Here is a 25,785-nt window from a genome sequence, read left to right on the forward strand (position 1 = left end):
TGTCTGGTCAAGCCGGGATCCAGTGACTCGAGCTGCCGCAGGGTGACCAGCCAGTCGCCGTCGAGACGCGTTTCCGGCCTGCGCCATGCCGACGGTACGCCGGCCTCTACCTGGATTGCGCCGGTCGATCGACGCGAATCTGCATCCGCATCGCAATGCAGCATGTAACCGGTTCCAGCCAGTGATAGCGTCCGCTCTCCAGTCGCTGACCACGCATGCATGATCATCAGACCCCGGCGCCCTGACGCCCGTCTCCAGACCCGTCGTCACCGCCTCCACGCTGCGCCGCGCCTGCTGGGTGCCCTGCTCGGCCTTGCCGTGACTGCGGCCACTGCAGCGCCGCTGCCGCCGCGCGGCGCGTGGACCGCATCGGCGTCCTCGACGCAGGTCGATGCGCTCGCCCCGCAGCACGCCATCGACGGCGACCGCACGACGCGCTGGGGCGGTTCCTTTCTGCCCGGGCACTGGTTCCAGGTGGATCTTGGGCAACCGGCCGACGTCGGCGGCGTCACGATCCTCTGGGACAGCGGCTTCCCGGTGCGCTGGACGCTCGAGACCTCGCTCGATGGAACGCGATGGGACGTGGCCTACATGAGTACCGACTCGCGCGGCGACACCGACACGATCGTGTTTCCCGCGCGCAGTGCCCGCTATGTCCGCATCGCCAGCCCGTCGAAATCCTCCGACTGGGCGACGTCGATCTTCGAGTTCGAGCCGCTCGCCGCGGACGCGGCGCCGCGCCTGTCCGGGCTCTCCGCTGACGTGGACGGCGCGACGCTGTTCGCCGTCGACGCGGCGCCGGCCACCGTCGAGGCCGCGGGCGCTGCGCCGGGCACCCGCCAGCTCGATGTCGCGCTGCCGCGCGCCGATGCGATCGCCGGGCTCGAAGTCTGGTGGGACGGTCCCCGCAACGGCGCAACGCTCGAAGCGCGCGATGCCGACGGTCGCTGGACCGTGCTGGCCGAAGATCCCGGCCGCGACGGCACGCGCTCGTGGCTCGCGGCCGGGGCGCCGCTATCGCCAACCGCCTTGCGCCTCGTCGTCGGCGAGGTCGACGGGCGTGCGCCGGGAATCGCCCGGTTGCGTCTGCTCGGCCCGAAACAGCTGCTGACGCCGACCCGGCGCTACGAGATCGTCGCCTCGCGCACGCACGGCGCGCTGTTCCCGTCGTCGCTGCACCAGCAGCAGGTTTACTGGACGGCGCTCGGCATTCCCGCCGGGCGGCAGAAATCGCTGCTCGACGAATACGGCAATCTCGAGCCCTTCAAGGGCGGCCCGATGCTGCAGGCCGTGTGGCGCGGCAGCGACGGCCAGGCGCGCGTCGCCGACAACGATCCGCAGCGTCGCCATGCCCTGCGCGCGCAGTGGATGCCGATGCCCTCGGTCGAGTGGCAGGGCCAGCGCGATCTGAGGATCCGCAACGAGGCCTTCGCGCTGGAGCAGAACGGGCAGCCGGTGACGCTGATGCGCTACCGCCTGCACAACACGGGCCGGCGGCCGGTCGAGGGCACGTTGTCGCTGCTGGTGCGCCCGCTGCAGGTCAATCCGCCGTGGCAGCACGGCGGCTGGTCGCCGATCCGGCAGATCGCGATCGACGAAACCGCCGGCCATACGCGCGTGCGTGTCGACGGCCGCACGTTGCTGGCCTCGATGACGCCGGTCGGCGCGGCCGGCGCTGCGCCGTTCGGTGCGCACGGCGAGACCGAGATCACCGCCGCTGCGGCGCGCGGCACGCCACCGGCCACGCGCGAAGCATCGGACGCCGCGGGACTCGCCGCCGGCATGCTCGCGTATCCGGTGCGGGTGGCGCCGGGCGCCACGCAGGACATCGTGATCGCATTGCCGCTGGGGAACACGGCGCTCGACCCGTCCAAGGGCGAACTGACCGAGCCGCCGGCGCTGGATCTCGCCGCGCTCACCGGCGATGCCGCGACGCCCTCGGACGCATTCGATGCGCAAGCCGCGCGCATCGCCGCCGGCTGGACAGATCGCTTCGACACCTTCGACATCCGCCTGCCGGAGCAGGACCTCGTCGACATGCTGCGCGCGCAGGCGGCGTACATGCTGGTCAACCAGACCGGTCCGGCGATGCAGCCAGGCCCGCGCAACTACAACCGCTCGTTCCTGCGCGACGGCGCGGCGACGGCCACGGCGCTGCTGCGTCTGGGCCAGCCGAAGATCGCGCGCGACTACCTGCGCTGGTACACCGATCACGCGCTCAACCCCAACGGCATGATCTCGCCGATCCTCAACGAGGACGGCAGCATCAACCGCGGCTTCGGCTCGGACATCGAGTACGACAGCCAGGGCCAGTACATCCAGCTCGTCGCCGACGTGGCGCGTCTCGATGGCGGCCCCGAAACAGTGCGCGAATACCTGCCGGCGGTGACCGCGGCGATGCGGTTCCTGCAGGAGCTGCGCGAACGCACGCTGGTGGCGGGTTACATGGGCACGCATCCGTCGCCAGAACGCTTTCGCGGCATCCTCGCGCCGTCGATCAGCCACGAAGGCTATTCCACGCCGACGCACAGCTACTGGGACGATTTCTACGGCATCAAGGGCTGGCACGACGGTGCCTGGCTGGCCGATGCGCTAGGCGATGCGAAGACCGCGGACTGGGCGCGCGAACAGGGACGTCTGCTGTCGGATTCGGTGGCCGCGTCGCTGCGCGCGACCATCGCGTGGAAGGGCATCGACTTCATTCCGTCGTCGGCCGATCTCGGCGACAGCGACCCGACCAGCGTCTCGATCGCGCTCGATCCCACCGGCGCGCGACACGTCCTGCCCGAGCGCGAACTGCGCACCACCTTCGACCGCTACCTGGCCAGGCAGTTCGGCGACCGCACCGCGCCCGATGCGCTGTGGGCCTACACGCCCTACGAACTGCGTAACGTGCTGACCTTCGTGCATCTCGACCGGCCCGGCGACGCGCAGACCGTGCTCGACGGCCTGCTGGCCGACCGCCGCCCCCTCGCATGGCAGATGTGGCCCGAAGTCGTGCATTCGCGGCCGCGCTACCCCGGCTACATCGGCGACATGCCGCATACGTGGATCGGCGCGGAGTACGCCCGCACGCTGATCGGCCTGCTGCTGCACGAAGGCGACGACGGCCTGCAACTGCTGCCCGGCGCGCCCCAGGCCTGGCTCGACGGCGACGGTTTGTCGGTGCGGGCGCTGCCGACCGCTTACGGTCCGCTGACGATGGCGGCGAAACAGACCGGGACGCGGCTCGAGATCACGCTCGAGGACGGGCTGCAGGATGCGCTGCCCGTGCAGGTGATGTGGCCGAACCGCACGCGGCCGACCGCGGTCGTGGTCGATGGTCGCGCGGTCGACGACTTCGATGCGCGCGGCGTGCGCCTGTCGAAGCCGTTCCGGAGCCTCGAAGCGCGCTGGTAGGCCAGCGCCCCTCGCGCGTCGTCAATCCAGACGACGCGCCGGCAGCGTCAGCGCGGCGCGCGCGCCTGCGTCGGTGGCCGACTGTCCGAGGACGACGGTGTAGTCGCCGGCAGCGATCCGCCAGCTGCGGTCGTCCGGGTGGTAGTCCGCGAACAGGCGCGGCGCCAGCGCGACTTCCACCTCGCGGGTTTCGCCCGGCTGCAGTTCGACGCGGTCCCAGCCGGCCAGGCGCAGCGGCGTGGCGTGGCCCTGCGGCAGATGCACGTAGAGCTGCGGCACGACGGCGCCGGCACGTTCGCCGGTGTTGCGCACGCTGAAGCGCGCAGTGATGCGGGTCCCGTCCGCGCGGACCTGCAACCCCGACATCGCGAACGTCGTGTACGACAGGCCGTGACCGAATGCGTAGCGCGGGGTCAGGCCCTTCGCTGCGAACCAGCGGTAGCCGACGTTGGCACCTTCGATGTCGTAGTCGATCGTGTCTTCAGGTTTTTCCGCCGGATTGAAGCCGAGCCCGGGAATCGTGGGCCGCGGCAGTTGCGAGACGTCGACCGGCCAGGTCACCGGCAGATGTCCGGATGGATTGGCCGCGCCGGTCAGCAGCCGCGCGATGGCTTCGCCACCACGAATGCCCGGATACCAGGCCTGCAGTACACCGGGCACCGCATCGAGCCACGGCAGCTCGACCGGGCCATTGGTCTGCAGCACGACCACGCTGCGCGGGTTGGCCGCGGCGACGGCGGCGATCAACGCGTCCTGTCCGTCGGGCAGGCGCATGTCCGGCAGGTCGACCGACTCGGCGGCCCACTGCGTCGCGAACACGATGGCGACATCGGCCTCGCGCGCGAGACACGCAGCGGCGGCGCGATCGCGACCGTCGGCATAGTCGATGCGCGCATCCGGCAGTGCTTCGCGCAACGCGTGCAGCGGCGAGGACGGCTGGAACATCACCGGCCCCGGCCAGGTCGTCGGCTGCAGCCCGGTGACGGCACTGGTGCCGCGCGAGGTCCAGCCGACCATCGACGAACCCCCGCCGGCAATCACGCCCGTGTCAGCGTGTCCGCCGATCACCGCGATGCGGCGCACGCCGGGCGCGAGCGGCAGCACGCCGTTCTCGTTGCGCAACAGCACCGCGCCGGCTTCCGCCGTGCGCTGGGCGACATCGGATCCCATCGCATCGAGCGCGGCATCCACCGGCTGACGCTGTGGCGGGTGCTCGAACGCGCCGACGGCGATGAAGCTGCGCAGGATGCGGTGGACCATGTCGTCGAGCCGCGCCTGCGGCACGACGCCGGCGCCGACCGCCATGCGGAGTGGCACGTCGAAATACACGGCCTTGTCGAAGACCTCGCCCGCCGACTGCTGGTCGAGACCGGCGTTCGCCGCCTTCGAGGCGCTGTGCACGCCGCCCCAGTCCGACATCACGTAGCCGGGGTAGCGCCAGTCGCGCTTGAGCACGTTGTTGAGCAGTTCGTCGTGCTCGCAGCCGTAGGTGCCGTTGATGCGGTTGTAGCTGCACATCACCGCGCCGGGCCGGCCCGTCTCGATCGCGACATGGAACGCGAGCAGATCGGATTCGTGCATCGCGCGATCAGCGATCTCCGCGCTGTGGAAATTGCGCGCGGTTTCCATGTCGTTGAGCGCGTAGTGCTTCATCGTCGACAGCACGTGCTGCGACTGCACGCCGCGAATGGATTCGCCGACCAGGGTGCCGGCGAGCAGCGGGTCTTCCCCGGCGTATTCGAAGTTGCGGCCGTTGCGCGGATCGCGCTGCAGGTTGACGCTGCCGGCCAGCAGCACGTTGAAGCCCTGCCGCCAGGCCTCGCGCCCCATGGTCTCGCCGCCCTTGAACGCGATCTCGCGGCTCCAGGTCGATGCGGTCATCGGGCCCGACGGCATTGCGGTGGCGTGATCGCCCGCGCGCGCGCCGCCGGGATTGGTCACGCCGAGGCCGGCATCGACCAGCCCCTGCGCCGGAATGCCCAGGCGTGGAATCGGCGCCACGTAACCGGCAGCGGTGAGCGCCTCTTCAGGCTTCTTCTCGCCGATCGCGAAACGGCTGCGGATCAGCGCGAACTTCTCGTCCTGCGTCATCGCCGCAACCAGCAACGCGGCGCGCGCGTCCGGCGACTTGTCGGCATCCATCCACGGTTGCGCACTGGTCGCGTCCTGCGCGAACGCGGGCGCGGCCACCAGCAACGCGCACACCAGGATGCGCGTCGATGTCCGGGTATTCATCGAACTCCCCTCCCCTCGAATGTGGTGCAGGCGCGGCCCATGCGCGCGACCGGTCCAGCGTGGAGAACCCGTCGCAGCCATGCGCCGCGCCTGTGAATCAATCCGCTGCGGGTGCGCCTATGTGCACCCGCAACGTGTCGTGTCTCAACCCGCGCCTGCGATCCGCACCTTCGCGCCCGCGCGGGTGATGCGCAGTTCGTTGCCGTCCCACTTCGCGGCCTGGCCGTCGATCGTCGTCGCGCCCGGCACGCTTTCATACGGCCACTGCAGCACCAGACCGCCCGCCGGCAGACCGCTGCCGGCCGCAATATCGAGCAGCAACGCATCGCCGTCACGACGCAGCGAATAGCCGACGGTGCCCTGCGGCGTCCGCATGCCGCGCAGCGCGACGCCTTCGTTCAACCAGTCCGCGGGCACCCCCGCTGCCAGCACCAGGCTGTCATCGACTTCGCGCACGTAGGCGAACATGTCCAGCGCGGAGCGCACGAAATCCGAGCCCACCCAGGCGTGCGGCAGATCGCCGAGGAAGAACGGTGTGCGCGGCGTCGGCGTCACGACTTCGCCCCACTGGTTCCACGGCTGCGGCGCGCGATGGCCGAAGAACCACTCGCGCACCTCGGTCGCACGCTCGCGCCAGCCCAGACGCACGAACGCGGCGACGTTGCGCCACTCGTAGGGCGTGTAGTCCTTCCACGGCTCGCGGCCGTCGCGGCGATCGGTGAACTTGGTCCAGTAGCGCTCGAAGGTGTTGGTCAGCAGCGGCTCGGGCAGACGCCCCTGCTCGCCGCCGGGTGCGAGCGCGATCGTCGTCGAAGTCGCATCGAAATCGCCGAGCTCGGCAGCGCCCGGCAGGAAGTCGATGCCGTGCTGCTCGGCAGCGCTGCGCAGCGAGGCGTCGAGGTCGACGCGGAATTCGTCACGCGACGCGGCCATGCGCCTGGCGTCTTCCGGCTTGCCCAGCGCTTCGGCGATCTCCACCGCATCCTTGTAGCCGCGCAGCGCCCAGAAGTTGTCCCAGTACGAATGCATCGGCTTGGCCGAGTAGCCTTCGTGACTGATCGAGGCCGGCATCATGCCGTAGAACGCCGCGTTGAGTTTGCGGTTCTCCTCGGTGCGCTCGCTGGCACGCAGTTCTTCCATGTAGGTGTACGCGCCGAGCACGTGCGGCCACATCTTCTGCAGGAAGGCGTCGTCGCCGGTGTAGCGCCAGTATTCGGCGATGTTGAAGATCAGCTCGCCGTGACTGTCGTTCTCCGGTACCGGATCGCTGCCGCGGTCATCGACGCAGCACGGCACCTTGCCGTTGTCGAACTGGTACGGCGCGTACCACTCCACGTAGTCCTTGACGACTTCCGGGCGGCCCATGCGCAGCAGGCCTTCTGAGATCATCGCGCCGTCGCGGATCCAGCTGCGCGCATACGAACGCGTGCCCGGCTGCAGACGCGGTCCGATGCGCGAGATCAGCATGTGCGCCAGCGACGTGCGCAGCGTGTCGGCCAGATCCTTGCCGGCGGCCGGCACGTCGAAGCCCACTTCGTCGAGCTTGCCGCGCCACTCGCCCGCCACCGCGTCCTGCATCGACTGCGCGTTCCAGTTCGCCGGCGCATTCGTCATGTCGCCGGTCATCGGAATCAGCAGATCGAATTCGCGCGACTCGCCCGGCGCCAGACGCACCGTGTAGACCATCGCGCCGGACGCGAACGCCTGCGGATCCTCGACTTCGGTCGTCGTCGGCCAGGTGCCGGTCGCCAGGTGCTCGACGTCCATGCCGGCGTCGAACGTGGTCGCGAACGCGGCCTGCGCCGGCTGACGCGCGAACACGCGCGGCGTGCCGTCGACGCGCACGCCGTCGGTGGTGACTGCGAGCTGGCGCAGCGGGCTGACGCCGCCGGTGATGTTGAGGAACTGGGTCGGCGGATTGACCTGCATCGGTCGCACTGCGAGTGCGAGCTGGTAGTCGCGCGCCTCGCCGCCGGGATTGCTGAGCCGATAGCGCGCGACCAGCTGCGAATCCTCCGGCGTGCCCCGGGCGAAGCCGGTCACGCGCAGCTGCAGCGCATCGTGGGTCCAGTCGACGCTCGGGATCGGCAGGTAGTCGTCCTGCAGGGTCTGCGCGATCTGCGCGTCCGCCCAGGTCACCAGCGTGTCGCCGACGCGCACGAAGGGTTCGATCGAAAACCCGCCAGCGGCGACTTCGATCGCACCGTCCTCGCCGATCAGGCCCTGCTGCAGGCCGCCGTCGATGCCGAGGATCGTCCAGTACGCCTGTTCGCCACTGAAACCGCGCGGGAACTGGCCCTTGGGCCGGTCGGCCGCGACGGCTTCGAGTACATCGTTCGGATGTTCGGACATGCCCAGCGGCTGCACCGCGACCTCCGCCAGCGAGAAGCCGACGGCCGGACCCTCGCGCAGATCGAGACCGATGTAGCGCGCCTCGGCTTCCGGCAGCGCCAGCCAGTCGATGTCGCCGTTGCCTTCGGTCACCTCGCGCACCTGGGTCCACTGCTCGCCGTCAGCGGACAGCGACACGGCGTAGCTCGAGGCGTGACGACCCGGCTGCCACTGCAGGCGCAGTCCGCCGAACTCGCGCACCGAGCCGAGATCGAGCACCACGTTCTGCGGCGCCGCGGCGGTGGTCCACGCACTCTCCGCGTTGCCGTCGACGACGTTGTCCACGCCGTCAGGCGTCGTGGTCGACGCGGCGCTGGCGGTCAACGGCGAAGTGTCGTCGGGCGGCAGGGCCTCGAACGTGAGCTGGTCGAAACAGACCGTGCCCTTGCCGCCGGCGTTGTTGTAGATCGTGAACTCGAGCTTTTCGGTCGCGCGCAGCGTTTTGTCCGGCTCCGGACCCCAGGCCTTGTCGATGTGGCGCTTGCGGTAACGGACGTCGGTCCACTCGGTCGGGAAGTCGTACTTCGGCCGGTTGACCCACCACACGTTGTCGCCGCTGGCGTCGACGACCTTGAACTGCAGATCGTTGGCCGGCGACTCGCCGCGCATGCGGAATGCGAAGCGGTAGTTCTCCGGATATTCCATCCTGATATCGCGCTGGATGCCGACATGCCCGGACACGCCGTTGTAGTCGTAGTCCAGACACAACGCCTTGCCGCCGTCGACATCGACCTGGCGCAGCGTGCCGGTCACCTGGTTCGAGGTCACGACGGTCCACGTCGATGGATCATCGAAGTCGTCGAGGATGCGGATGCCCTCGCCCGCTGCAGGCGCGGCGGCGTCGCCGGTCGGCGACGGAGAGACGTTGCAGGCCGCGAGCGCGGCGGTCAGCGCGGCGATGCCGGCAACGCGTGGGATGCGGGAACGGTCGGACGACGCGATGGCGACGTCAGCCAGCGTCATGTCGGTGTCGGCAGGCGCGCGAACGGCGCGGGTGTCGAGGATCTTCATGCGGTGCGGTGGCTCCGTGGTTCGATTCGGGTGTTGCGGTTTGAACTGTTGCTGCGCATTCGCGCGATGTGGCGATGTTGTCGTGCTGGGACTGCCTCGAAACGCAAGTCACACGAGACATTCCCGCTGCCATCCATGGCGCGATAGCAACGGCTCCGGGAAGCCCTGCCCGGCCGGTCCGGCCTCGCGTAGCACGCGAGGCGTTCGGACATGGCGCGAGGCAATGCCTCGCAAGCGCCACGCCCTCACCCCTGGCCGGGCGTTCGCCGACGCGCGAACCATCGGTTCGCAAGCGCGTCGGCTCACCCTTTCACGCTGCCGAGCAGCAGGCCCTGGATGTAGTAGCGCTGCAACGCGAGGAACAGCAGCAGCACCGGAATCACGGTGACAACGGCGCCGGCCATCATCATCTCGACATCCTGGATGTGCTCGCGCGACAACGCGGCCAGCGCGACCGGCAGCGTGTAGTTGCTCTGGTCGGTCAGCACGATGAGCGGCCACATGAAGTCGTTCCACGCGGCCATGAAGGTGAAGATGGTCAGCGTCACCAGGACCGGCTTGAGCATCGGCAGCACGATCTGGAAGAAGATCCGCATCTCGCCGGCGCCGTCGATGCGCGCAGCTTCGAGCAGTTCGTCGGGAATCGAACGCGCGTACTGGCGCACGAGGAAGATGCCGAACACCGTCGCCAGACCGGGGATGACGACCGCACCGAAACTGTTGACCAGGCCCAGGCCCTTCATCATCAGGAACAGCGGCAGCATCGCCACCTGGGCGGGGATCACCAGCGCGGCGAGCAGGATCTGGAAGATCCGCTCACGGCCCTTGAAGCGCAGCTTGGCGAACGCGTAGCCGGCCATCGTATTGATCAGCAACGCGCCGAGGGTGATCGCGGCCGAGATCATCAGGCTGTTGGCGAAGTAGCGACCCATGCCGGCGCGTGCGAACAGCGCGTGGTAGTTGTCGAAGGACATCGCCGACGGCAACAGCGGTGGCGGAAAACCGCTGGCTTCGCCGGTCGGCATGAACGAGACCGACAGCATCCAGGCCAGCGGCGCAAGCGCGACGACCGCCAGTGCGACCAGCGCGCCGTTGACCGCCCAGGCCGACCAGCGCGTTGCGCCGACTTCGTGATACGCCGCGATCCGGCTCATACCAGCTCCCGCTTGCGCCCGAAGCGCAGCAGCAATGTGGTGACGCCGAGGATGATGAGGAACAGCATGAACGCCACTGCCGATGCGCGGCCGAGGTTCCACCACATGAAACCTTCCTCGTACATGAAGTACAGCACGCTGACCGTGCTCTGCAGCGGGTCGCCCCGCGTCATCACATAGGGCTCGGCGAACAGCTGGAAGTAACCGGACACGGTGATCACCGCGACCACCAGCAGCACCGGGCCGAGCATCGGCAGCGTGACGTGCACGAACTGCTTCCAGCGCGAGGCGCCGTCGATACGCGCGGCCTCGTACAGGTCTTCGGGAATCGCGGCGAGGCCGGCGATGAAGATCACCATGTTGTAGCCAAAGTTCTTCCACACCGCGAACAGGATGATCGTCGGCATGGCCCACGCCGGATCGCCCAGCCAGTCGACCGGCGCGATGCCGAGGTGGCCGAGTGCCCAGTTCACCAGGCCGTAGCTGGTGTGGAACAGATAGCGCCAGATCACCGCGACCGCGACCAGCGTCGTCACCACCGGCGCGAACAACGCCGTGCGGAACAGACCCTTGAAGCGCGCAGCCTTGGCGTTGAGCAGCAACGCGGCGCCGAGCGAGACGCCGATCGACAGCGGCACGCCGATGACGACGAAGTACGCCGTATTGCCGAGCGATTTCCAGAACAGCGGCGTCTGCAGCAGGTCGAAATAATTGCCGAGCGCGACGAAGCGCAGGTTCGACATGTCCGACAGCGCGTAGAGGTCGAAGTCGGTCAGGCTCAGCAGCAACGCCGACGCGACCGGAATGCCGAAGAAGATGCCGAGCACGATCAGGGCCGGCCCGGCGAAGATCCAGCCAGCGGTACTAGCGCGCATGGACGTCACTCCGGTCAGTGGCGTGCGGTCCATCGCTCGCACCGACGCGCTCGCCTTCCTGCGCTTCGCGCTCACGCACCCAGCGACGTTTCTCGAGCAGCGTGTCCACGCGCGCGTCGAGCGCCTGCAGCGCCTCGTCCTGCGCCATGCCACCGCGCACCACACGCTCGCTCATCAGGCGCATCTCCTGCACGATCCGCTCCCACTCCAGCACCTTGGGCGTGGGCTCGACGCGTTCGAGCTGGTCGCGGAACGCCTGCGCATACGGGTCCTCGCGCAACTGCGGGAATTCCCAGGTGCTGCGACGCGGCGGCAGGTTGCCGATCATCGCGTGGAAACGCTGCTGGATCTCCGGCCGCGACAGGAATTCCATCAGCTGCCAGCTCGCGTCCTTGTTCGGCGAGTCGCGGAACATCACCAGCGACGTGCCACCCGCGATGCCCGCACCCGGACCGTCCGGACCCGGAAGCGGCGCGGTGCCCCACTGGTCCTGCAGCTCGGCCGGCATGCGGTCGCGGAACTCGCGGATGTTCCAGGGGCCGGACACGTAGAACGAGAAGAAGCCGCGGCCGAATTCGTCCCAGACGTTGGAGATCTGGGTTTCCGACATCCGCGGCGCCCAGCCCTGCTCGAACATGTTGGTATAGAAGCCCAGCGCGCGGGTGAAACCCGGGCTCGTGAAGTTGCCGCGGCTGTCGTCGTCGCGCAGCAACGGATCGCGCTGCTGCAGGCCGAACGACAGCAGTTGCTCGAACTCGTTGAGCGGCAGCATCACGGCGTAGCGCTCCGGGCCGACATGCGCCTTGACCGCGGCCATCGCGGTCTCCCACTCCTGCCACGTGCGCGGCAGCGTTTCGACACCGGCCGCGGCCAGAATGTCCTTGCGATAGAAGATCAGGCGCGTGTCGATGTACCACGGCACACCCAGCAGGGTGTCGTCGACGACATTGGTGTGCCAGATGCCCGGAAAGTAATCGGATTCTTCGATGACATCGGAGGCATCGACGCGCGACTGCAACGGCTCCAGCGCGCCGAGCACCGCGAACTCCGGCACCCAGGTGTTGCCGAGCTGGCAGATGTCGGGCAGAGCATCGGCCGCGAATGCGGTCAGCAGCTTCTCGTGCGCGGAGGTCCAGGGAATCTGCTGGATCTCGACCCGGATGTCCGGATGCTCGCGCTCGAACTCACGCACCAGCTCCGACACGACCTCGGCCTCGCGACCCATTGCCCAGAAGCGGACGACGGTCTGCTCGTCGCGCCGCGCGCAGCCTGCAAGCAATACGAGCGCGAGCAACAGGCAGACGAGCCGCGCCGCCGCGGGGATACGGCGGGCGCCAGGATCGCGTCGGAAGGCACGCAAGGCCTTACTCCGCCGGAACCGGGTCGGAGGCCCGTGCCGGCGCCGGTGCGGGCGAGCGGCCATCGCGGTCAGGACGCTGGTTCGCCGCGCGCGACTCGGCGATGCCCATCGAACGCGCCATCGCCGCCTCGGTATCCGGCGGGCCGGAATCCTTGGGCTCGTCCTCGCCGGCGAGCCAGCCGCCGGTGAAGCCCGCGCGTTCCAGACCCGCGCGGATGTAGGGGTTCTTCTTCATCACGTTCCAGACGAAGTCGTTCCGGTAGTTCGCGATCATCGCCAGGATCGGGCCCTGGTCGATGGCGATGTAGTCGCTGGCCACCCAGCCCTTGCCCGGCACGATGCGGCCGGTCTTCAGCGGCACGTCCTCGTAGGTGAAGCTCGGATTGAACGAGTCGAGGAAGCCGTAGCTCGAATACAGATAGTCACCATAGCGACGATGCATCTCCTCGGTCGCCGGAATCACGATCTCCGGCGCGAACGCGATCGACGCGACGGCGGCGGTCGGGGCGATGGTGCCGTCGTCGAACGCGACATCGAGGCCTGCGCCACGGGCGCTGTAGTGACGGAACTCGCGCTGCTCGCCGTTGAAGTCCTGGTCGGTACGCTGCGGTCCGTCGCTGGCGGTCAGACCCCAGACGTTCTCGCCGTACTCCTTCCAGCCCATCGGATTGTCGATCGCGTACTGGCGTTGTGCGTATGTCGCGCGACGGCTGTTCTCGAAGTAATCGATGCCGCGGCGACGCATGTAATCGTCACGGATGCCGCGGAAATCCACCCACACGTGCGTGTACTGGTGACCGAAGTGCGGCGCGAAGCTCAGGTACTCCTGGCCGCGGAACACGCCCCAGGACTTGTCGTAGGTGCGCGTCCACACTTCCCACGCTTCCGGTCCGACCGGATGCGTCGGCGAACCCAGCGCGAGGATGTAGACCAGCATCGCCTCGTCGTAGCCGGTCCAGTCGTGCTCGATGAAGCCGCTCTCGGGATACCAGCCCATCGAGATCAGCGGCGCGCGCTGCTGCAGGAACGGCCAGCGCACATTGCGGTAGAGCTGGTCGGCGAGCTTGCGGATCTCCGCCTCGCGCGGATCGTCGCGGTCGTAATACGACTGCGCGAACAGCACGCCCATCATCATCAGGCCGGTGTCGACGCTCGACAGTTCCACCCACGGCTCGAAGCGGTGGCCATCCTGCATGTCGATGAAGTGATAGAAGAAGCCCTGGTGACCACCGGTCCCGGTGGCCTGCGGGCCCATCTTCACGTCCCGGAAGAACTTCAAGGTGGTCAGCGTGCGATCCACCGCCTGCGTGCGGCTCACCCACCCGCGCTCGATCCCGATCGGATACGCGGTCAGCGCGTAGCCCACTGCGGCGACGCTGGAGAACGGACGCGACGGGAACCGGTCGGGCGTCAGACCGTTGACCTCGTTGGTCGTGTCCCAGAAGTACTGGAACGTGCGCCGTTCGATGTCGGCGAACAGCGGCGGCAGCTCCGGTGGCCCCTTCACCTCTTCCTCCACCGGCACAGCCACCTCCGGCACCTGCTCGATCGGCCCCGGTTTGGGCGGCGGGACATCCGGTTCGGCGGGTGCCTGATTGCCGCAGCCGGCCAGGAACAACGCGGCGAGCGCGACGGAGATCAGGAGTTGGAACGCACGGTGACGGGATTGCATCGTGAAGGAAACCTCGCGCTGAAATCGTTTACAGGGGCCAGTATAAAACTGCCGGTCGCCCGAAGGGGACCGGCAGCGGGGGATACCTTAAAAGTCGATACCGAAGGACAGCTTGAAGGTCCGCGTCGGCAGCAGGATTTCATTGCCGCTACGCGAACCAAAGTTCTCGTTGACGGTGAGTTGCGCGTCGTCGATGCCCCATCCACCGCGGTTCAGGTCGTACTGGTTCCAGTTGCGCCAGTTGAACGCATTGAGCACGTCGGCCCGCACCTTGAACGACAGATCCGTGCCGGTATCCCAGCGACGCTCGAGCGAGAAGTCGAACTGCTTGAAACCGAACGTGCCGTCCGGCGTATAGGGGTCGTAGAAGCAGTACGGATTTCCCGGTGCCGGGTCGGCGATGCAGTTGGTGGCATTGCGCGGCGTCGGACTCGCGACGATCAGCTTGGCACTGAAGGTGGTCTGCCACGGCAACTCGTAGATGCCGGAGAGCACCAGGCGATGCTTGGCCAGACCGGTCGAGCGATAGGAGCGCTGGTCCACGCGCGAGCCGTCGAAATAGAACGACTCTCCGTTCGATGCGTCCGAACGATTCTCTTCGGCATCGCTGAACGTGTACGCGACGTTGAATCCCCAACCCGAATCTTCGGTGTAGGGCTTGTCGAACGAAAGCAGCAACGAGTTGAGGTTGTACTCGATGCCGTTGTCACCAAGGATCAGGTTGCCGTAACCGGGAATGGGCTGATTGAACGGCACGCCGCCCCAGGTCGCATCCGGAGCGCCCGGGACACGGTGGAAGCTGCCGTCCTCGTACCGGTTGCCGAGACGGAAATAGATGCCATCTCGGCTGCGGATATGCGCGACCGTCGCCGAGGTGCTCCAGTTGTGCCCCATCACCATCCACTGGCTGCGGATACCGAGGCTGAACTGGTCGGAGTACGGTGTCTTCAGATCATTGTTCAGCGCGTACACCTCACCACCCGAGCGGGGGTTTGCAGCCGTGTACGCATCGATCCCCGCCTGGGTCAGCAGCGCCGGATCGAAGGGCACACAGTTCGACGCGGTCGCCGAATCACAGGGGTGCAGGGGCGTGTCGAACCGGATCTCGTAGCCCGTGAACGCACCACCGTAGTACTCGCGCGCCATCTGGTCGAAGATGTTGCGATCGTATGCCCGGCCGGCACCACCGAAGAGCACGTGGGTTTCATCGCCACTCAGGTCGTAGGAGAAGCCGAGGCGCGGCTGCCATGCGTTTTTCCGGTTCTTGCGGTTCTGGCCGGTGCTGATGAAATCCTCGCGGTTGTAATCGGCATTGTCGAGATTGCTCCAGCCGCGGATTGCCGCCGCGATACCCGGGTCCAGCACATTGTCCGTGTAACTGGGATTGTCCTCGTAGTCCCAGCGCAGGCCGAGATTGAGCGTCAGGCGGTCAGTGGCTTCCCAGTCGTCCTGGATGTAGATGCCGAACTGCTTGTTGCTCGATTCCACATTCGGATTGCGGCCCTCGAGCGGTGCGGAGAACGTGATGCGGTAGGGCTGCGTCAGACCTTCATTGACGTCGTAGAAGTACTGCGGGAACGGCGGGTTCTGCTGGAAGGCGTTGAGGTCCACCTGCTTGTACTTCACACCCATCTTGATGGTGTGCCCCTCCCATCCGAAGAACGTCAGGTCATTCTGAAAGCCGACGCCGCGCTGGCCCTTGTCCTGGAAGGTCGGGCCGCCGCCAATGTTGAGCACGCCCAGATCGAGCACGGCCGGATTGTTGGGATCGATGATCGTGTAACGCAGGCCGGGTGCCGCCGTCACGGGCACCGGGTTGTAGGCGGCCTCTTCGAACGTGATGTGGGCATCGTTCAACCAGTTCGTGCTGCTGAACTGGTAGCGCAGGTCTGCGCGCGTCTCGTCATTGGTGAAGTTGGTCGCGAACGACGGCGTGCTGATGTCGTTGCCGGGACTGATGGAATCCTCATCCCGGTAGCGCAGCGACAGTTCGATCAGATGGGCTTCCGCGAGCTGCAGGCTGAGCTTGCCGAAATAGAGATCCTGGTTGAACGGCACGCTGTATCCGCCGTAGAGGCTGGCGAGATCGGCCGGGAGCAACGACGGGTCGAACACCGTCGGCGGCCGCGTGTCCTTCGGCACCACAAAGTCTTTGGCGTCGTAGGCAAAGAAAAAGTGCAGGCGATCCTGGATGATCGGACCGCCGAAGGTCACGCCGTACTGCTCGGTCACCTGCTTCTGCTGCACACCATCCTGGATCTCGCGCGGCGTCCTTGCGCTCCATTCGTCCGCAGTGCGGTCCCAGAAGAAGCTGCCACTGAAGTCATTGGTGCCCGACTTGGTCACCGCAGTCACGGCCGCGCTGCTGATCTGGTCGTACTCGGCCTTGTAGTTCGAGGTGATGACCTTGTACTCGCCGATCGCCGACTGCGGGAACGGGTTGCCGCGGCTGTCGTCCTGACCGGTGATGCCACCTGGCGTCACGTAGTTCTTCTGGCCGACACCATCGATGAAGACATTGATGTTGCTCGATCCCTGCGCACCGCTGCGCAGCTGCGACTCGGTGCCGTTGGGCGAGTTGACGAACTGCATGCCCGGCACGGTGTCGGCGAAGGCAAGGAAGTTGCGCGAGTTCTGCGGCAGGGATTCGATCTGCTTCTGCGATACGTAGGTCGCGATTTCAGACGTCTTGGTTTCCACCAGTACGTCGGCGGTGACCGTCACCGCATCCAGATCCGTGGCTTCTCCTGCCGGCGCAGCTTCGGCGACACCGCCTACACCCAGGTTGAGCGTGGCGGTCTGGCCGATCGCGACGGTCACCGTCTGCGACGTGCTTTGCCCGTTCGCTTCGACCTGCAGTCGATACGTGCCCGGCGTCAGACCCGCGAGGTTGTAGTTGCCGTTCGCGGTCACGCCCACGCTGCGGCTCAGACCGGTGGCCGTGTTCACGGCCGTGATGCGCGCATCGGTCGCGGGCGTGGAGTCCACCATCACCTGGCCGCGGATGGTGGCGGACGTCGACTGCGCCATCAGCGCGGGCGCCGCCATCGCCAGGCAGCCGCCCAGCGCGAGACTGAGAAGTGAACGCGAGAAGGCGCGCGGCCGGGTGTCGGTGTGTGTCATGTCGTCGGTCTCTATCAGGGGATATTGGTTCGAACGGCGGATCTGCCGTCCCGTGTGCCGCAACGCGGCGGTGTCACCTCGAACGTCCGTCGGAAAGACCGAAGACACGCTCGCCCACGCGCGACGTCACCCGTGTGCCCCTGCACACACGATGATCGATCGGTATCGGACTTGATGTCATGCGACCCCTCCCAAGGCGCTGACGTCGACCGGTCATGACCGGGTCGACGGCTCTCCACTGGACGATGGTGATGCGGCCTTGCCACTCGAATCACGGATCACGAGTACGGGCGCCAGCAAGGCCACATTCGCCCCCTTGCTTTCGGCCGTTGCCGAGTCGATCTCCAGCAATGCCTTCAACGCGCGCGCGCCCAGTTCAGCGATGTCGACGCGCATCGTCGTTAGCGATGGGTGAACATAGCGTGCAAGCGGGATATCGTCGAAGCCTACAACTGCGATCTCCGCCGGCGTGCGCACACCGCCGCGACCGAGTGCATACAGACAGCCGATCGCCATCATGTCGTTGGCCGCGAACACCGCGTCGGGACGCGTCTCGAGTGCAAGCAACGCCTGCCCTGCGCGATGGCCGGAGTCCTCGTCGAACTGGCCCGGCAATTCCCACGGGGTGAAAGCGTCGCCCGCGGCAGCCAGTGCATCGCGATAACCGCGTTTGCGTTCGCGTGCGTCGTCGTTGTCTTCGGGGCCGTCGATGAAGGCGATGCGCTTGTACCCCGCGTCGATAAGATGCGTGACCATCGCCCGCGCGCCACCGTAATTGTCGATACCCACCGAAAGCTGCGGCCGACCCTGCGCGGCGTTGATCAGCACCATCGGCAGGCTGGCGTCGACGTTGCGTTCGAGGAAATCGACATCGTGCACGTAGGGCGACATCAGCAGCAGGCCGTCGACGCGTCCGCGCATCGCGCGCAGTGCAGCGCCCTGCTCTTCCGGGTTGCCGTGATAGCTGGAGACCAGCAGATGCTGGCCGCGCGTACGCGCCACCTGGTCGATGCCGCGCATCAGTTCGGAGAAGAATTCGCCATGCAGGTCAGGCAACACGACGCCGACGGTCTGGGTGCGCCGGCTGCTGAGACTGCGCGCGGCGTGGTGCGGGCTGTAGCGGAGTTCGGCAGCGACGGCGAACACGCGCTCGCGCACCGCCTCGGCGACGTTCTGGTGGCCGTTGAGCGCGCGCGATACGGTCGCGACCGACACCCCGGCCGCCTTGGCCACATCCTTGATCGTCACGCTCAAACCGCATCCTCCCGCTTCCGCGATGGGCCGGACTGTAAGCGTTTCCACAGCGTCATGTAAACCGGATGTAACAACCAATCGATGCTGCACTGCACTATATCTGCAGCGATCTGCGGCCTATTCCGCCGATCGTGCGATCGCGCTCACGGCAGCACCTGACGGAACGGACGGACGTCCACCCGCACGTACACGCCTGCATCCACATACGGATCGGCATCCGCCCAGGCGCGCGCGTCGGCCAGCGAATCGAATTCGGCGATGACGATGCTGCCGCTGAAGCCCGCCGGGCCCGGGTCCTCGGCGTCGATCGCAGGACACGGCCCGGCCAGCAGCAGCCGTCCCGCATCACGCAATGCGAGCAGCCGCGCGAGATGCGCCGGTCGCGCTTGCGCGCGGCGCGCGAGCACGTCTTCGCCGTCATAGCCTTCGATCGCGTACCACATGGGCATCCCCGTCCGTTCGTGAGGCGCGCAGTGTAGCGAGCGCACCCGCTGGACAGCTCCCGCAGGCACCGCGTACTCTGTGCACCAGCATCCGGCCAGTTCGCCGCCCGTCACGTCTCCAGACGCTGCCGCACGCGGTCGCCCCACCGGCCCGGTCCAACGCCCTTCCGATCCACGCGCCTGCCCCGCATGCAGACGCGCTTCGCGCTTGGCGACGACCGACCCAGACGAAGATGTTACGCAGCACCGTTGTCCCCGCGCCGGCCCGAGCCGCGCAACCGACCGGATCCGCTTCCCGCGGCCCGCCGAGCCGTCGCCCCGCCCTGCCAGCGATCCACTGCCCGTGATCCATTCTCCGCGCCCGAGCGCCACGCCGCTGTTGCCTATCGAATGACACAGCCTGCATCCGACGCCAAGGCGTCCGCCATTGCCGCCCAGCCGCAGCAGCAGGAATTCCCGCTGGCGCTGGTGCATGGTCAGCCGGTGCTGCAGATCCCGCAGGATCTGTACATCCCGCCGGACGCGCTGGAAGTCATCCTCGATGCGTTCGAGGGCCCGCTCGACCTGCTGCTCTACCTCATCCGCCGCCAGAACCTCGACATCCTCGACATCCCCGTCGCCGACATCACCAAGCAGTACGTCGCCTACATCGGCGTGATGCAGGAACTGCGGTTCGAACTCGCCGCCGAATATCTGGTGATGGCCGCGATCCTGGCCGAGATCAAATCGCGGATGCTGCTGCCGCGGCCGCCGGTCGACGAACTCGACGAAGGCGATCCGCGCGCCGAGCTGGTGAGACGGCTGCAGGAGTACGAACGTTTCAAGCAGGCGGCCGAAGACATCGACCGCCTGCCGCGCCAGGATCGCGACACCGCGCCGGCGCAGGCCACGCTGCCCGAGCGCACGATCAACCGCGATCCGCCGCCGGTCGATCTGCGCGAGATGCTGCTGGCGCTGCACGATGTGCTCAAGCGCGCCGAGCTGTTCACCGGCCATGCGATCCGTCGCGATGCATTGAGCGTGCGCCAGCGCATGGGCGAAGTGCTGACCCGCCTTACCGGCGGTCATTTCCACCGCTTCGAGTCGCTGTTCGAACCCGAGGAAGGCCGGCTGGGCGTCGTGGTGACGTTCCTGTCGATCCTCGAGCTCACCAAGGAACGCCTGCTCGACATCGTGCAGGAGGCGCCGCTGGCGCCGATCTACATCAAGTCGTTAGCCGATGCCGACGGCGCCGCGCCCCCGACCACCTTCTCCAGCGAGTTCGACGATGACGTTCCCGAACCCGCCCAGTCCTGACCACCGACCGGATCTCCAGACAATCCCGATGGACCAGACCTTCATCAACCGCATCGTCGAGGCCGCCCTGCTCGCCTCCTCGCAGCCGCTGACCGTGGCGCAGCTCGAAACGCTGTTCACGCTCGACGAGCCCGCACCCGAGGGCAGCCTCAAGCAGGCGCTCGTCGACCTGCAGGCCGCGTGCGCCGAGCGCGGTGTGGAACTGGTGGAGCTGGCCTCGGGCTGGCGCTACCAGGTGCGCGGCGACGTGCACGGCTGGGTGTCCCGGCTGTGGACCGAACGCCAGACCAAGTACACGCGCGCCACGCTGGAGACCCTGGCGCTGATCGCCTATCGCCAGCCGATCACCCGCGGCGAGATCGAGCAGGTGCGTGGCGTGGCGACCAACAGCAACATCATCAAGGCGCTCGAGGAGCGCGAATGGATCCGCGTCGTCGGCCACCGCGACATGCCCGGGCGTCCGGAGTTGCTCGGCACCACCAAGGGCTTTCTCGATTACTTCGGCCTGCGGCGTCTCGACGACCTGCCGCCGCTGTCCGAACTCAAGGATTTCGCCGAGCTGGATCCGCAGTTGCGCTTCGCCGGCACCGAGGTCGCCGACCGCACGGTGGGCGGTCTCGCGTCGGCAGATGATGCCGCGGCGAACGACGCGGCGGATGATGCCGATGTCGATCCCGACGACACCGACGACACCGACGACGGCAGCCAGATCACCGACGACGACGTTCCGCGCGATGTGCAGGACGCCGAAGCAGTACCCGGAGACGACGACGGCGAGACCGCCGGCGACGCATCCGAAGACGCCACCCAGACCCCGTCGGACATCCCGTCCGACGACGACACCGCAACACCCAACGCACAAGACGCCCTCGCCGTAGACGGCGACAGCGACCGGAGCCATTCATGACGCAACAACGCAATTCCGACAAACCCGCCCGTTCCCCGCTGTCGCTCAAGCGCGGCGAAGCTCCGGCCGCGGATGCCGCGCCCAGGCTCGAGGAACGCCTGCACAAGGTGCTGGCCCAGGCCGGCCTCGGCTCGCGCCGCGCGCTCGAGCAGCGCATCGCCGACGGTCTGGTCAAGGTCAACGGTGAAGTCGCCCAGACCGGCATGTCGATCAAGGGCAGCGACCGCATCGAGCTCGACGGCAAGGTGTTCGTCGCCAGTGCGCTGACCGAACCGGCGCGCGTGCTGATCTACAACAAGCCCGAAGGCGAAGTCACCACACGCGAAGATCCCGAAGGTCGCCCGACGATCTTCGAGGCCCTGCCCGCGCTCAAGGGTGCGCGCTGGATCGCGGTCGGCCGCCTCGACATCAACACCACCGGCTTGCTGCTGCTGACCACCGACGGCGAACTCGCGAATGCGATGATGCATCCGTCGTATGAAGTCGAACGCGAGTATGTGTGCCGCGTACGCGCGCCCGAGGGCGAGGAAACGGTGTCGGACAAGCTCGTCGACCGCCTCAAGCGCGGCGTCGCGCTGGAAGACGGCCCGGCCAAGTTCGACGAGATCGAACGCATCGGCGGTACCGATTCGCACGACTGGTTCCAGGTGCTGCTCAAGGAAGGCCGCAACCGCGAAGTGCGCCGCCTGTGGGAATCGCAGGGCTGCCAGGTCAGCCGCCTCAAGCGCGTGCGCTACGGCCAGGTGACGCTGCCGCAGCCGCTGCTGCGCGGCCAGTCGCAGGAGCTGCCCGAGACGCAGGTCGAAGCCCTGCGCAAGGAGCTCAAGCTCGAGGAAGGCCCGCCGCCGGCGTTGACGCTGCAGCCGGTCATCGGCCAGCGCAAGGCCACGAAGGCGACCGTGCATCTGGGCAAGGGCGCGGGCAAGGCCTACGTCAACGGCCAGAACAGCGGCGCCGATGAAGGACGCGAGCTGCGTCGTTTCGACAACGTCCGCGAAGATCGCGGCCGTGGCCGCGGCGGCCCGCGCAAGCCGCACGGCGGCCTGACGGTCAGCGGCGACGCCGCGGCCAAGCAGTCGCAGAAGCCGTTCAAGCAGCGCGCCGACAAGGGCTCGCGCGCCCTGCCCGAAGGCAATCCTGCTGCGTTCCGCAGCTGGTACGTGCCCGACGGCGTGGAGACCGGCCCCACCGGGCATCGCAATGCGGACGGCCGCGGCCCCAAGAAGCCCTACGGCGGCGCAGGCGGTCCCGGCGGCGCGAAGAAGCGCGGTCCGGGTGGTCCGGGCGGCGGCGGTCAGGGTCCGCGCGGTGCAGGCGGCGGTGGTCCGCGTGGTCCGGGCGGTGGCGGTGGCGGCGGACAGACGCCGTGGGCGTCACGTCCTGCCGGTGGCGGTGGTGGTCCGGGTCGCCCGCGTGCGCCTTACGGCCATCCCGACAGCGCGCCGAGCTTTCCGTCCGACCACGCCAATCCGGGCAGCTTCAATCCCAATGCCGGTCCCCGCGGTCCGCGTCCGGGCGGTGGCAATCGCGGCCCGAAGGGTCCGGGTGGCCCCGGCGCGCGTGGCCCCGGTGGTCCCGGCGGCGGCAACCGTGGTCCGGGCGGACGTCCGCCGGGCGGCGGCAACCGTGGCCCGCGCAGCGGCGGTGGCGGCGGTCGCTGATCGCACGCACTGGAACTGTGTCGACACACGGGGCCTTCGGGCCCCGTGTGCGTTTGTAGATGCATGGACCTCTGTGGAGCGCGCTTGCGCGCTTCTACACTCTTTGCTCCATCCAGGAGTGCCCATGGTCACCACCGGCGACGCCATCAACGATCTGATCCGCGCGAACGCGCCGGCGGCGATGCACGCCATGCTGCCGCCGCCATGCCTGCTCGACATGCAGGGCGCGTTCCTCGAATACGAAGACGGCGTGCGCATGTCGCTGCGCTTTCCGGTGCTGGCGCGCTACCGCAATCCGATGGGCAACATGCAGGGCGGCTTCATCGTCGCCGCGCTCGACAACACGCTCGGGCCGTTCTCGTATCTGATCGCACCGCCCAGCGTCACCGCAACGCTCAACACGCAATACCTGCGGCCGGTCGCGCCGGACACGCCACACATCATCTGCGAAGCGCGTCTGGTCGCGCGCACGCGCAATGTGCTGCACCTCGCGGCGGAAGCGCGCAGCGAAGACGGCAAGGTGTTCGTGCTGTGTCAGGCCACGCAGCAGATCCTGCCGCCGCGCAGCGCCTGAGACTTCATACCCGCTTCACCGCGGCGCCATCGGTACTCCATCCGTGCGGCCGACACTGGCGCCTCGCTCGCGGATGGAGGCACCAGGTTTGGACGATTACGCACGATTCGATTGGGACCTCGTGGTGGTGGGCGCGAGCTTCGCCGGCGCGGCATGCGCGCTCGCCGCGCGCGAGGCAGGACTGCGGGTGTGTGTGCTCGAGCGCAAGCACGATCCCGGCATCCGCCTGCACACGACCGGCATCATCGTCGCCGAGGCGTTCTCGCAGACGCGGCTCGGTCGCATGCCGCCGGCGCTGTATCGCAAGGTGCCGCGCGTCCAGCTGTATGCGCCGAGTCTGGACAGCCTGCAATTGCAGGCAGACGACTACGCGTTCCTGACCACCGATACGCCGAACGTGTTGCGTTGGCTGGCCGACGAGATGCGCGAGGCCGGCGTCGACCTGCGACTGATGCAGTCGTTCACCGATGCGCGCCGCGAAGGCACCGGCTGGCAGATCGCAGGGCTCGGCAGCGCGCGCTGGCTGGTCGGCGCCGACGGGGCGAAATCACGCGTGGCGCAGCGCGCCGGTCTCGGTCTGGTCGACGCGTTTCTGTATGGCGTCGAGCATGAGTTCCACGGCGCGGCATTGGCCGAGCCCGATGCCCTGCACTGCTTCATCAGCCGCACGCTCGCGCCCGGCTACATCGGCTGGGCGGCGCAGTCGCCGACGGGCGTGCAGCTGGGACTCGCATTCCGGCACCGCCCGGATCGCCACGGCGTGCCGGATATCGCTGGCTTGCGCGCACGCATCGGCGAACGCCTCGGGTTGCCGTCGACACTGCAGCCCGATGCCACGCGCGCGGGCCTGATTCCCTGCGGCGGTCCGGTCCAGCGCCTCGCCGCGCCGGGCGTGATCCTCACCGGCGATGCGGCCGGCATCGTCTCGCCACTGACCGCGGGTGGCATCCACTCGGCCTGGGCGCATGGCGAGGCGATCGGCCTTGCGATCGCGCAGCACCGGATCGGCGCCGCGATCGCGCCGGAACAGATGGCCGAGTGCGCAGCGCCGCGCTTCCGCGTGAAGCGCTGCCTGCGCTGGGCCTTCGATCATCTGCAGATTGACTGGCCGGTGAACCTGCTCCTGCATTCGCCGCTGCTGCGTCGCGCGGCCGAACAGGTGTATTTCCATCGTCGCGGTCGACGGCGCACATCGGTCTGATGTCGCCGGAGATGCACATACGAAAACGCGCCCGCCAGAGCGGACGCGTTTCGAGGGCAAGGCGCGCTGTGATCGCGCGCTGCGGCGATGGATCAGGCGGCCTGCAACTCGCCCGACGGCGCCCGACGGCGCGGGCGGCTCGGGAACGCGTGGCGCAGGATGCGCCAGGTCACTTCGCCGAACTGGCGCGGCAGCGAACCCGTGTTGTACGGCTGGCCGTAGCGCTTGCAGATCTCGCGCACTTCGACCGAGAGCGCGGCGTAGCGATGCGCCGGCACGTCGGGGAAGAAGTGATGCTCGATCTGGTGGCTCAGGTTGCCGGTCAGCAGGTTCATGACCTTGCCGCCGCCGATGTTCGACGAACCGCGCAGCTGACGCATGTACCAGTGGCCGCGCGACTCGTTGCGGATGCTGTCCTTCGGGAAGGTCTCGACATCGGCGGTGAAGTGGCCACAGAAGATCACCACATAGGTCCACACGTTGCGGATTCCGTTGGCGGCCAGATTACCCAGCAGCACCGGCAGGAAGAAGGGACCGGCCAGCAACGGGAAGATCACATAGTCCCGCAGCATCAGGCGCCCCATCTTGCGGCCGACCGGCGCGAAATCGCGCGCCAGCTTGCCCTTGGGCATTTTGCCGGCGAAGAAACGGCCGAGCTTGAGCTCCTGGATCGCCACGCCCCACTGGAAGTACAGCGCGAACACCACCGCGATCACCGGCTGCATCAGATAGAACGGGCGCCAGCGCTGCTCGGGAAAGATGCGCAGCAGGCCGTAGCCGATGTCGTCGTCCATGCCGCGGACGTTGGTGTAGGTGTGGTGGCGGAAATTATGCGAATGGCGCCAGTTGTCGCCGGTCGCGACGATGTCCCACTCGTACTTGTTGCTGTCGAGTTCGGGATCGTGCATCCAGTCGTACTGGCCGTGCATGACGTTGTGGCCGACTTCCATGTTCTCGAGGATCTTGGCCAGCGCCAGGAACACCACGCCGGCGATACAAGCCGGCCACAGCAGCCACGGCACGAACGCGCCGCCGATCGCACCGACGAACAGCAGGCCGCGGCCGAGCACCGCGCAGTAGCGGACCCAGCGCACGACACGGCGGATATAGGCAGCGTCGACTTTGCCGACCTGCGCCATCGTGCGCGTGTGCAACGCATCGAGCTCGGCGCCGAAGGCATCGAGTTCCTGCAAGGAGAGGCGGCGCGTGGCAGTGAGCTTGGACATGAC

General features: G+C 67.7%; 15 protein-coding genes and 1 pseudogene. 6 read left to right on the top strand and 10 right to left on the bottom strand.

The window, feature by feature from the left end; genetic code table 11:
* Window positions 1-219: 219 nt before the first annotated feature.
* The gene (locus AC3IRM_RS10040) at window positions 220-3,399 is read left to right on the top strand and encodes a discoidin domain-containing protein (RefSeq protein ID WP_489203031.1); all 3,180 of its coding nucleotides are present in this window, start codon (window positions 220-222) and stop codon (window positions 3,397-3,399) included.
* Window positions 3,400-3,420: 21 nt separating this feature from the next.
* Here the strand turns inward: AC3IRM_RS10040 and AC3IRM_RS10045 are convergent, their stop codons facing one another.
* The 9 genes from AC3IRM_RS10045 to AC3IRM_RS10085 all read right to left on the bottom strand — a co-directional run bounded on the left by AC3IRM_RS10045 (window position 3,421) and on the right by AC3IRM_RS10085 (window position 18,917).
* On the bottom strand, window positions 3,421-5,607 hold the full coding sequence (locus tag AC3IRM_RS10045; protein WP_489205898.1) for a beta-glucosidase family protein: 2,187 nt from the start codon (window positions 5,605-5,607) through the stop codon (window positions 3,421-3,423).
* A gap of 171 nt (window positions 5,608-5,778) precedes the next feature.
* On the bottom strand, window positions 5,779-9,036 hold the full coding sequence (locus AC3IRM_RS10050; protein ID WP_489203032.1) for a discoidin domain-containing protein: 3,258 nt from the start codon (window positions 9,034-9,036) through the stop codon (window positions 5,779-5,781).
* A 302-nt stretch (window positions 9,037-9,338) separates the two neighbouring features.
* The gene (locus AC3IRM_RS10055) at window positions 9,339-10,190 is read right to left on the bottom strand and encodes a carbohydrate ABC transporter permease (protein ID WP_489203033.1); all 852 of its coding nucleotides are present in this window, start codon (window positions 10,188-10,190) and stop codon (window positions 9,339-9,341) included.
* Window positions 10,187-11,065, bottom strand: a complete 879-nt coding sequence (locus AC3IRM_RS10060; RefSeq protein WP_489203034.1) for a carbohydrate ABC transporter permease — start codon at window positions 11,063-11,065, stop codon at window positions 10,187-10,189. Before AC3IRM_RS10060 ends, AC3IRM_RS10055 begins: the two co-directional genes overlap by 4 nt.
* Complete coding sequence (locus AC3IRM_RS10065) at window positions 11,055-12,389, bottom strand: sugar ABC transporter substrate-binding protein (RefSeq protein ID WP_489205899.1); 1,335 nt, start codon at window positions 12,387-12,389, stop codon at window positions 11,055-11,057. Before AC3IRM_RS10065 ends, AC3IRM_RS10060 begins: the two co-directional genes overlap by 11 nt.
* Before the next feature lie 40 nt (window positions 12,390-12,429).
* Window positions 12,430-14,097, bottom strand: a complete 1,668-nt coding sequence (locus AC3IRM_RS10070; protein ID WP_489203035.1) for a glucoamylase family protein — start codon at window positions 14,095-14,097, stop codon at window positions 12,430-12,432.
* Between the two features lie 87 nt (window positions 14,098-14,184).
* The gene (locus AC3IRM_RS10075) at window positions 14,185-17,220 is read right to left on the bottom strand and encodes a TonB-dependent receptor (RefSeq protein WP_489203036.1); all 3,036 of its coding nucleotides are present in this window, start codon (window positions 17,218-17,220) and stop codon (window positions 14,185-14,187) included.
* Between the two features lie 213 nt (window positions 17,221-17,433).
* The gene (locus tag AC3IRM_RS10080; protein ID WP_489203037.1) at window positions 17,434-18,474 is read right to left on the bottom strand and encodes a LacI family DNA-binding transcriptional regulator; all 1,041 of its coding nucleotides are present in this window, start codon (window positions 18,472-18,474) and stop codon (window positions 17,434-17,436) included.
* Window positions 18,475-18,617: 143 nt separating this feature from the next.
* Entirely contained in the window at window positions 18,618-18,917 is a 300-nt protein-coding gene (locus AC3IRM_RS10085) for a YciI family protein (protein WP_489205900.1), read from the bottom strand.
* A 390-nt stretch (window positions 18,918-19,307) separates the two neighbouring features.
* Between AC3IRM_RS10085 and AC3IRM_RS10090 the strand changes: the two genes are divergently transcribed.
* From AC3IRM_RS10090 to AC3IRM_RS10110, 5 genes and pseudogenes are all read left to right on the top strand, one after another.
* Window positions 19,308-20,213, top strand: coding sequence for a segregation and condensation protein A (locus AC3IRM_RS10090; protein ID WP_489203038.1), 906 nt, complete (start codon window positions 19,308-19,310; stop codon window positions 20,211-20,213).
* Between the two features lie 28 nt (window positions 20,214-20,241).
* Window positions 20,242-21,108: pseudogene (gene scpB, locus AC3IRM_RS10095) on the top strand (SMC-Scp complex subunit ScpB); the annotation flags it as partial.
* Between the two features lie 8 nt (window positions 21,109-21,116).
* Window positions 21,117-22,781: a pseudouridine synthase gene (locus AC3IRM_RS10100; RefSeq protein ID WP_489203039.1), complete on the top strand. Its 1,665-nt coding sequence runs from the start codon at window positions 21,117-21,119 to the stop codon at window positions 22,779-22,781.
* 124 nt (window positions 22,782-22,905) lie between these two features.
* Entirely contained in the window at window positions 22,906-23,355 is a 450-nt protein-coding gene (locus AC3IRM_RS10105; RefSeq protein WP_489203040.1) for a PaaI family thioesterase, read from the top strand.
* Window positions 23,356-23,443: 88 nt separating this feature from the next.
* Window positions 23,444-24,556 (top strand): NAD(P)/FAD-dependent oxidoreductase, encoded by a 1,113-nt coding sequence (locus tag AC3IRM_RS10110; protein WP_489203041.1) that lies wholly within the window; start codon window positions 23,444-23,446, stop codon window positions 24,554-24,556.
* A gap of 92 nt (window positions 24,557-24,648) precedes the next feature.
* On the opposite strand, the gene AC3IRM_RS10115 is transcribed toward AC3IRM_RS10110, so the two are convergent.
* Complete coding sequence (locus AC3IRM_RS10115) at window positions 24,649-25,782, bottom strand: fatty acid desaturase family protein (RefSeq protein WP_489203042.1); 1,134 nt, start codon at window positions 25,780-25,782, stop codon at window positions 24,649-24,651.
* Window positions 25,783-25,785: the final 3 nt, after the last annotated feature.

It is taken from the genome of Luteimonas sp. KH_071, assembly GCF_057838005.1.

What these genes read in the sequence shown, in the direction of transcription:
- AC3IRM_RS10060 (WP_489203034.1), bottom strand. Translation starts at nt 11,065, where the DNA reads ATGCGCGCTAGTACCGCTGGCTGGATCTTCGCCGGGCCGGCCCTGATC.
- AC3IRM_RS10100 (WP_489203039.1), top strand. Translation starts at nt 21,117, where the DNA reads ATGACGCAACAACGCAATTCCGACAAACCCGCCCGTTCCCCGCTGTCG.
- AC3IRM_RS10070 (WP_489203035.1), bottom strand. Translation starts at nt 14,097, where the DNA reads ATGCAATCCCGTCACCGTGCGTTCCAACTCCTGATCTCCGTCGCGCTC.
- AC3IRM_RS10050 (WP_489203032.1), bottom strand. Translation starts at nt 9,036, where the DNA reads ATGAAGATCCTCGACACCCGCGCCGTTCGCGCGCCTGCCGACACCGAC.
- AC3IRM_RS10075 (WP_489203036.1), bottom strand. Translation starts at nt 17,220, where the DNA reads ATGACACACACCGACACCCGGCCGCGCGCCTTCTCGCGTTCACTTCTC.
- AC3IRM_RS10040 (WP_489203031.1), top strand. Translation starts at nt 220, where the DNA reads ATGATCATCAGACCCCGGCGCCCTGACGCCCGTCTCCAGACCCGTCGT.
- AC3IRM_RS10115 (WP_489203042.1), bottom strand. Translation starts at nt 25,782, where the DNA reads ATGTCCAAGCTCACTGCCACGCGCCGCCTCTCCTTGCAGGAACTCGAT.
- AC3IRM_RS10090 (WP_489203038.1), top strand. Translation starts at nt 19,308, where the DNA reads ATGACACAGCCTGCATCCGACGCCAAGGCGTCCGCCATTGCCGCCCAG.
- AC3IRM_RS10055 (WP_489203033.1), bottom strand. Translation starts at nt 10,190, where the DNA reads ATGAGCCGGATCGCGGCGTATCACGAAGTCGGCGCAACGCGCTGGTCG.
- AC3IRM_RS10105 (WP_489203040.1), top strand. Translation starts at nt 22,906, where the DNA reads ATGGTCACCACCGGCGACGCCATCAACGATCTGATCCGCGCGAACGCG.
- AC3IRM_RS10085 (WP_489205900.1), bottom strand. Translation starts at nt 18,917, where the DNA reads ATGTGGTACGCGATCGAAGGCTATGACGGCGAAGACGTGCTCGCGCGC.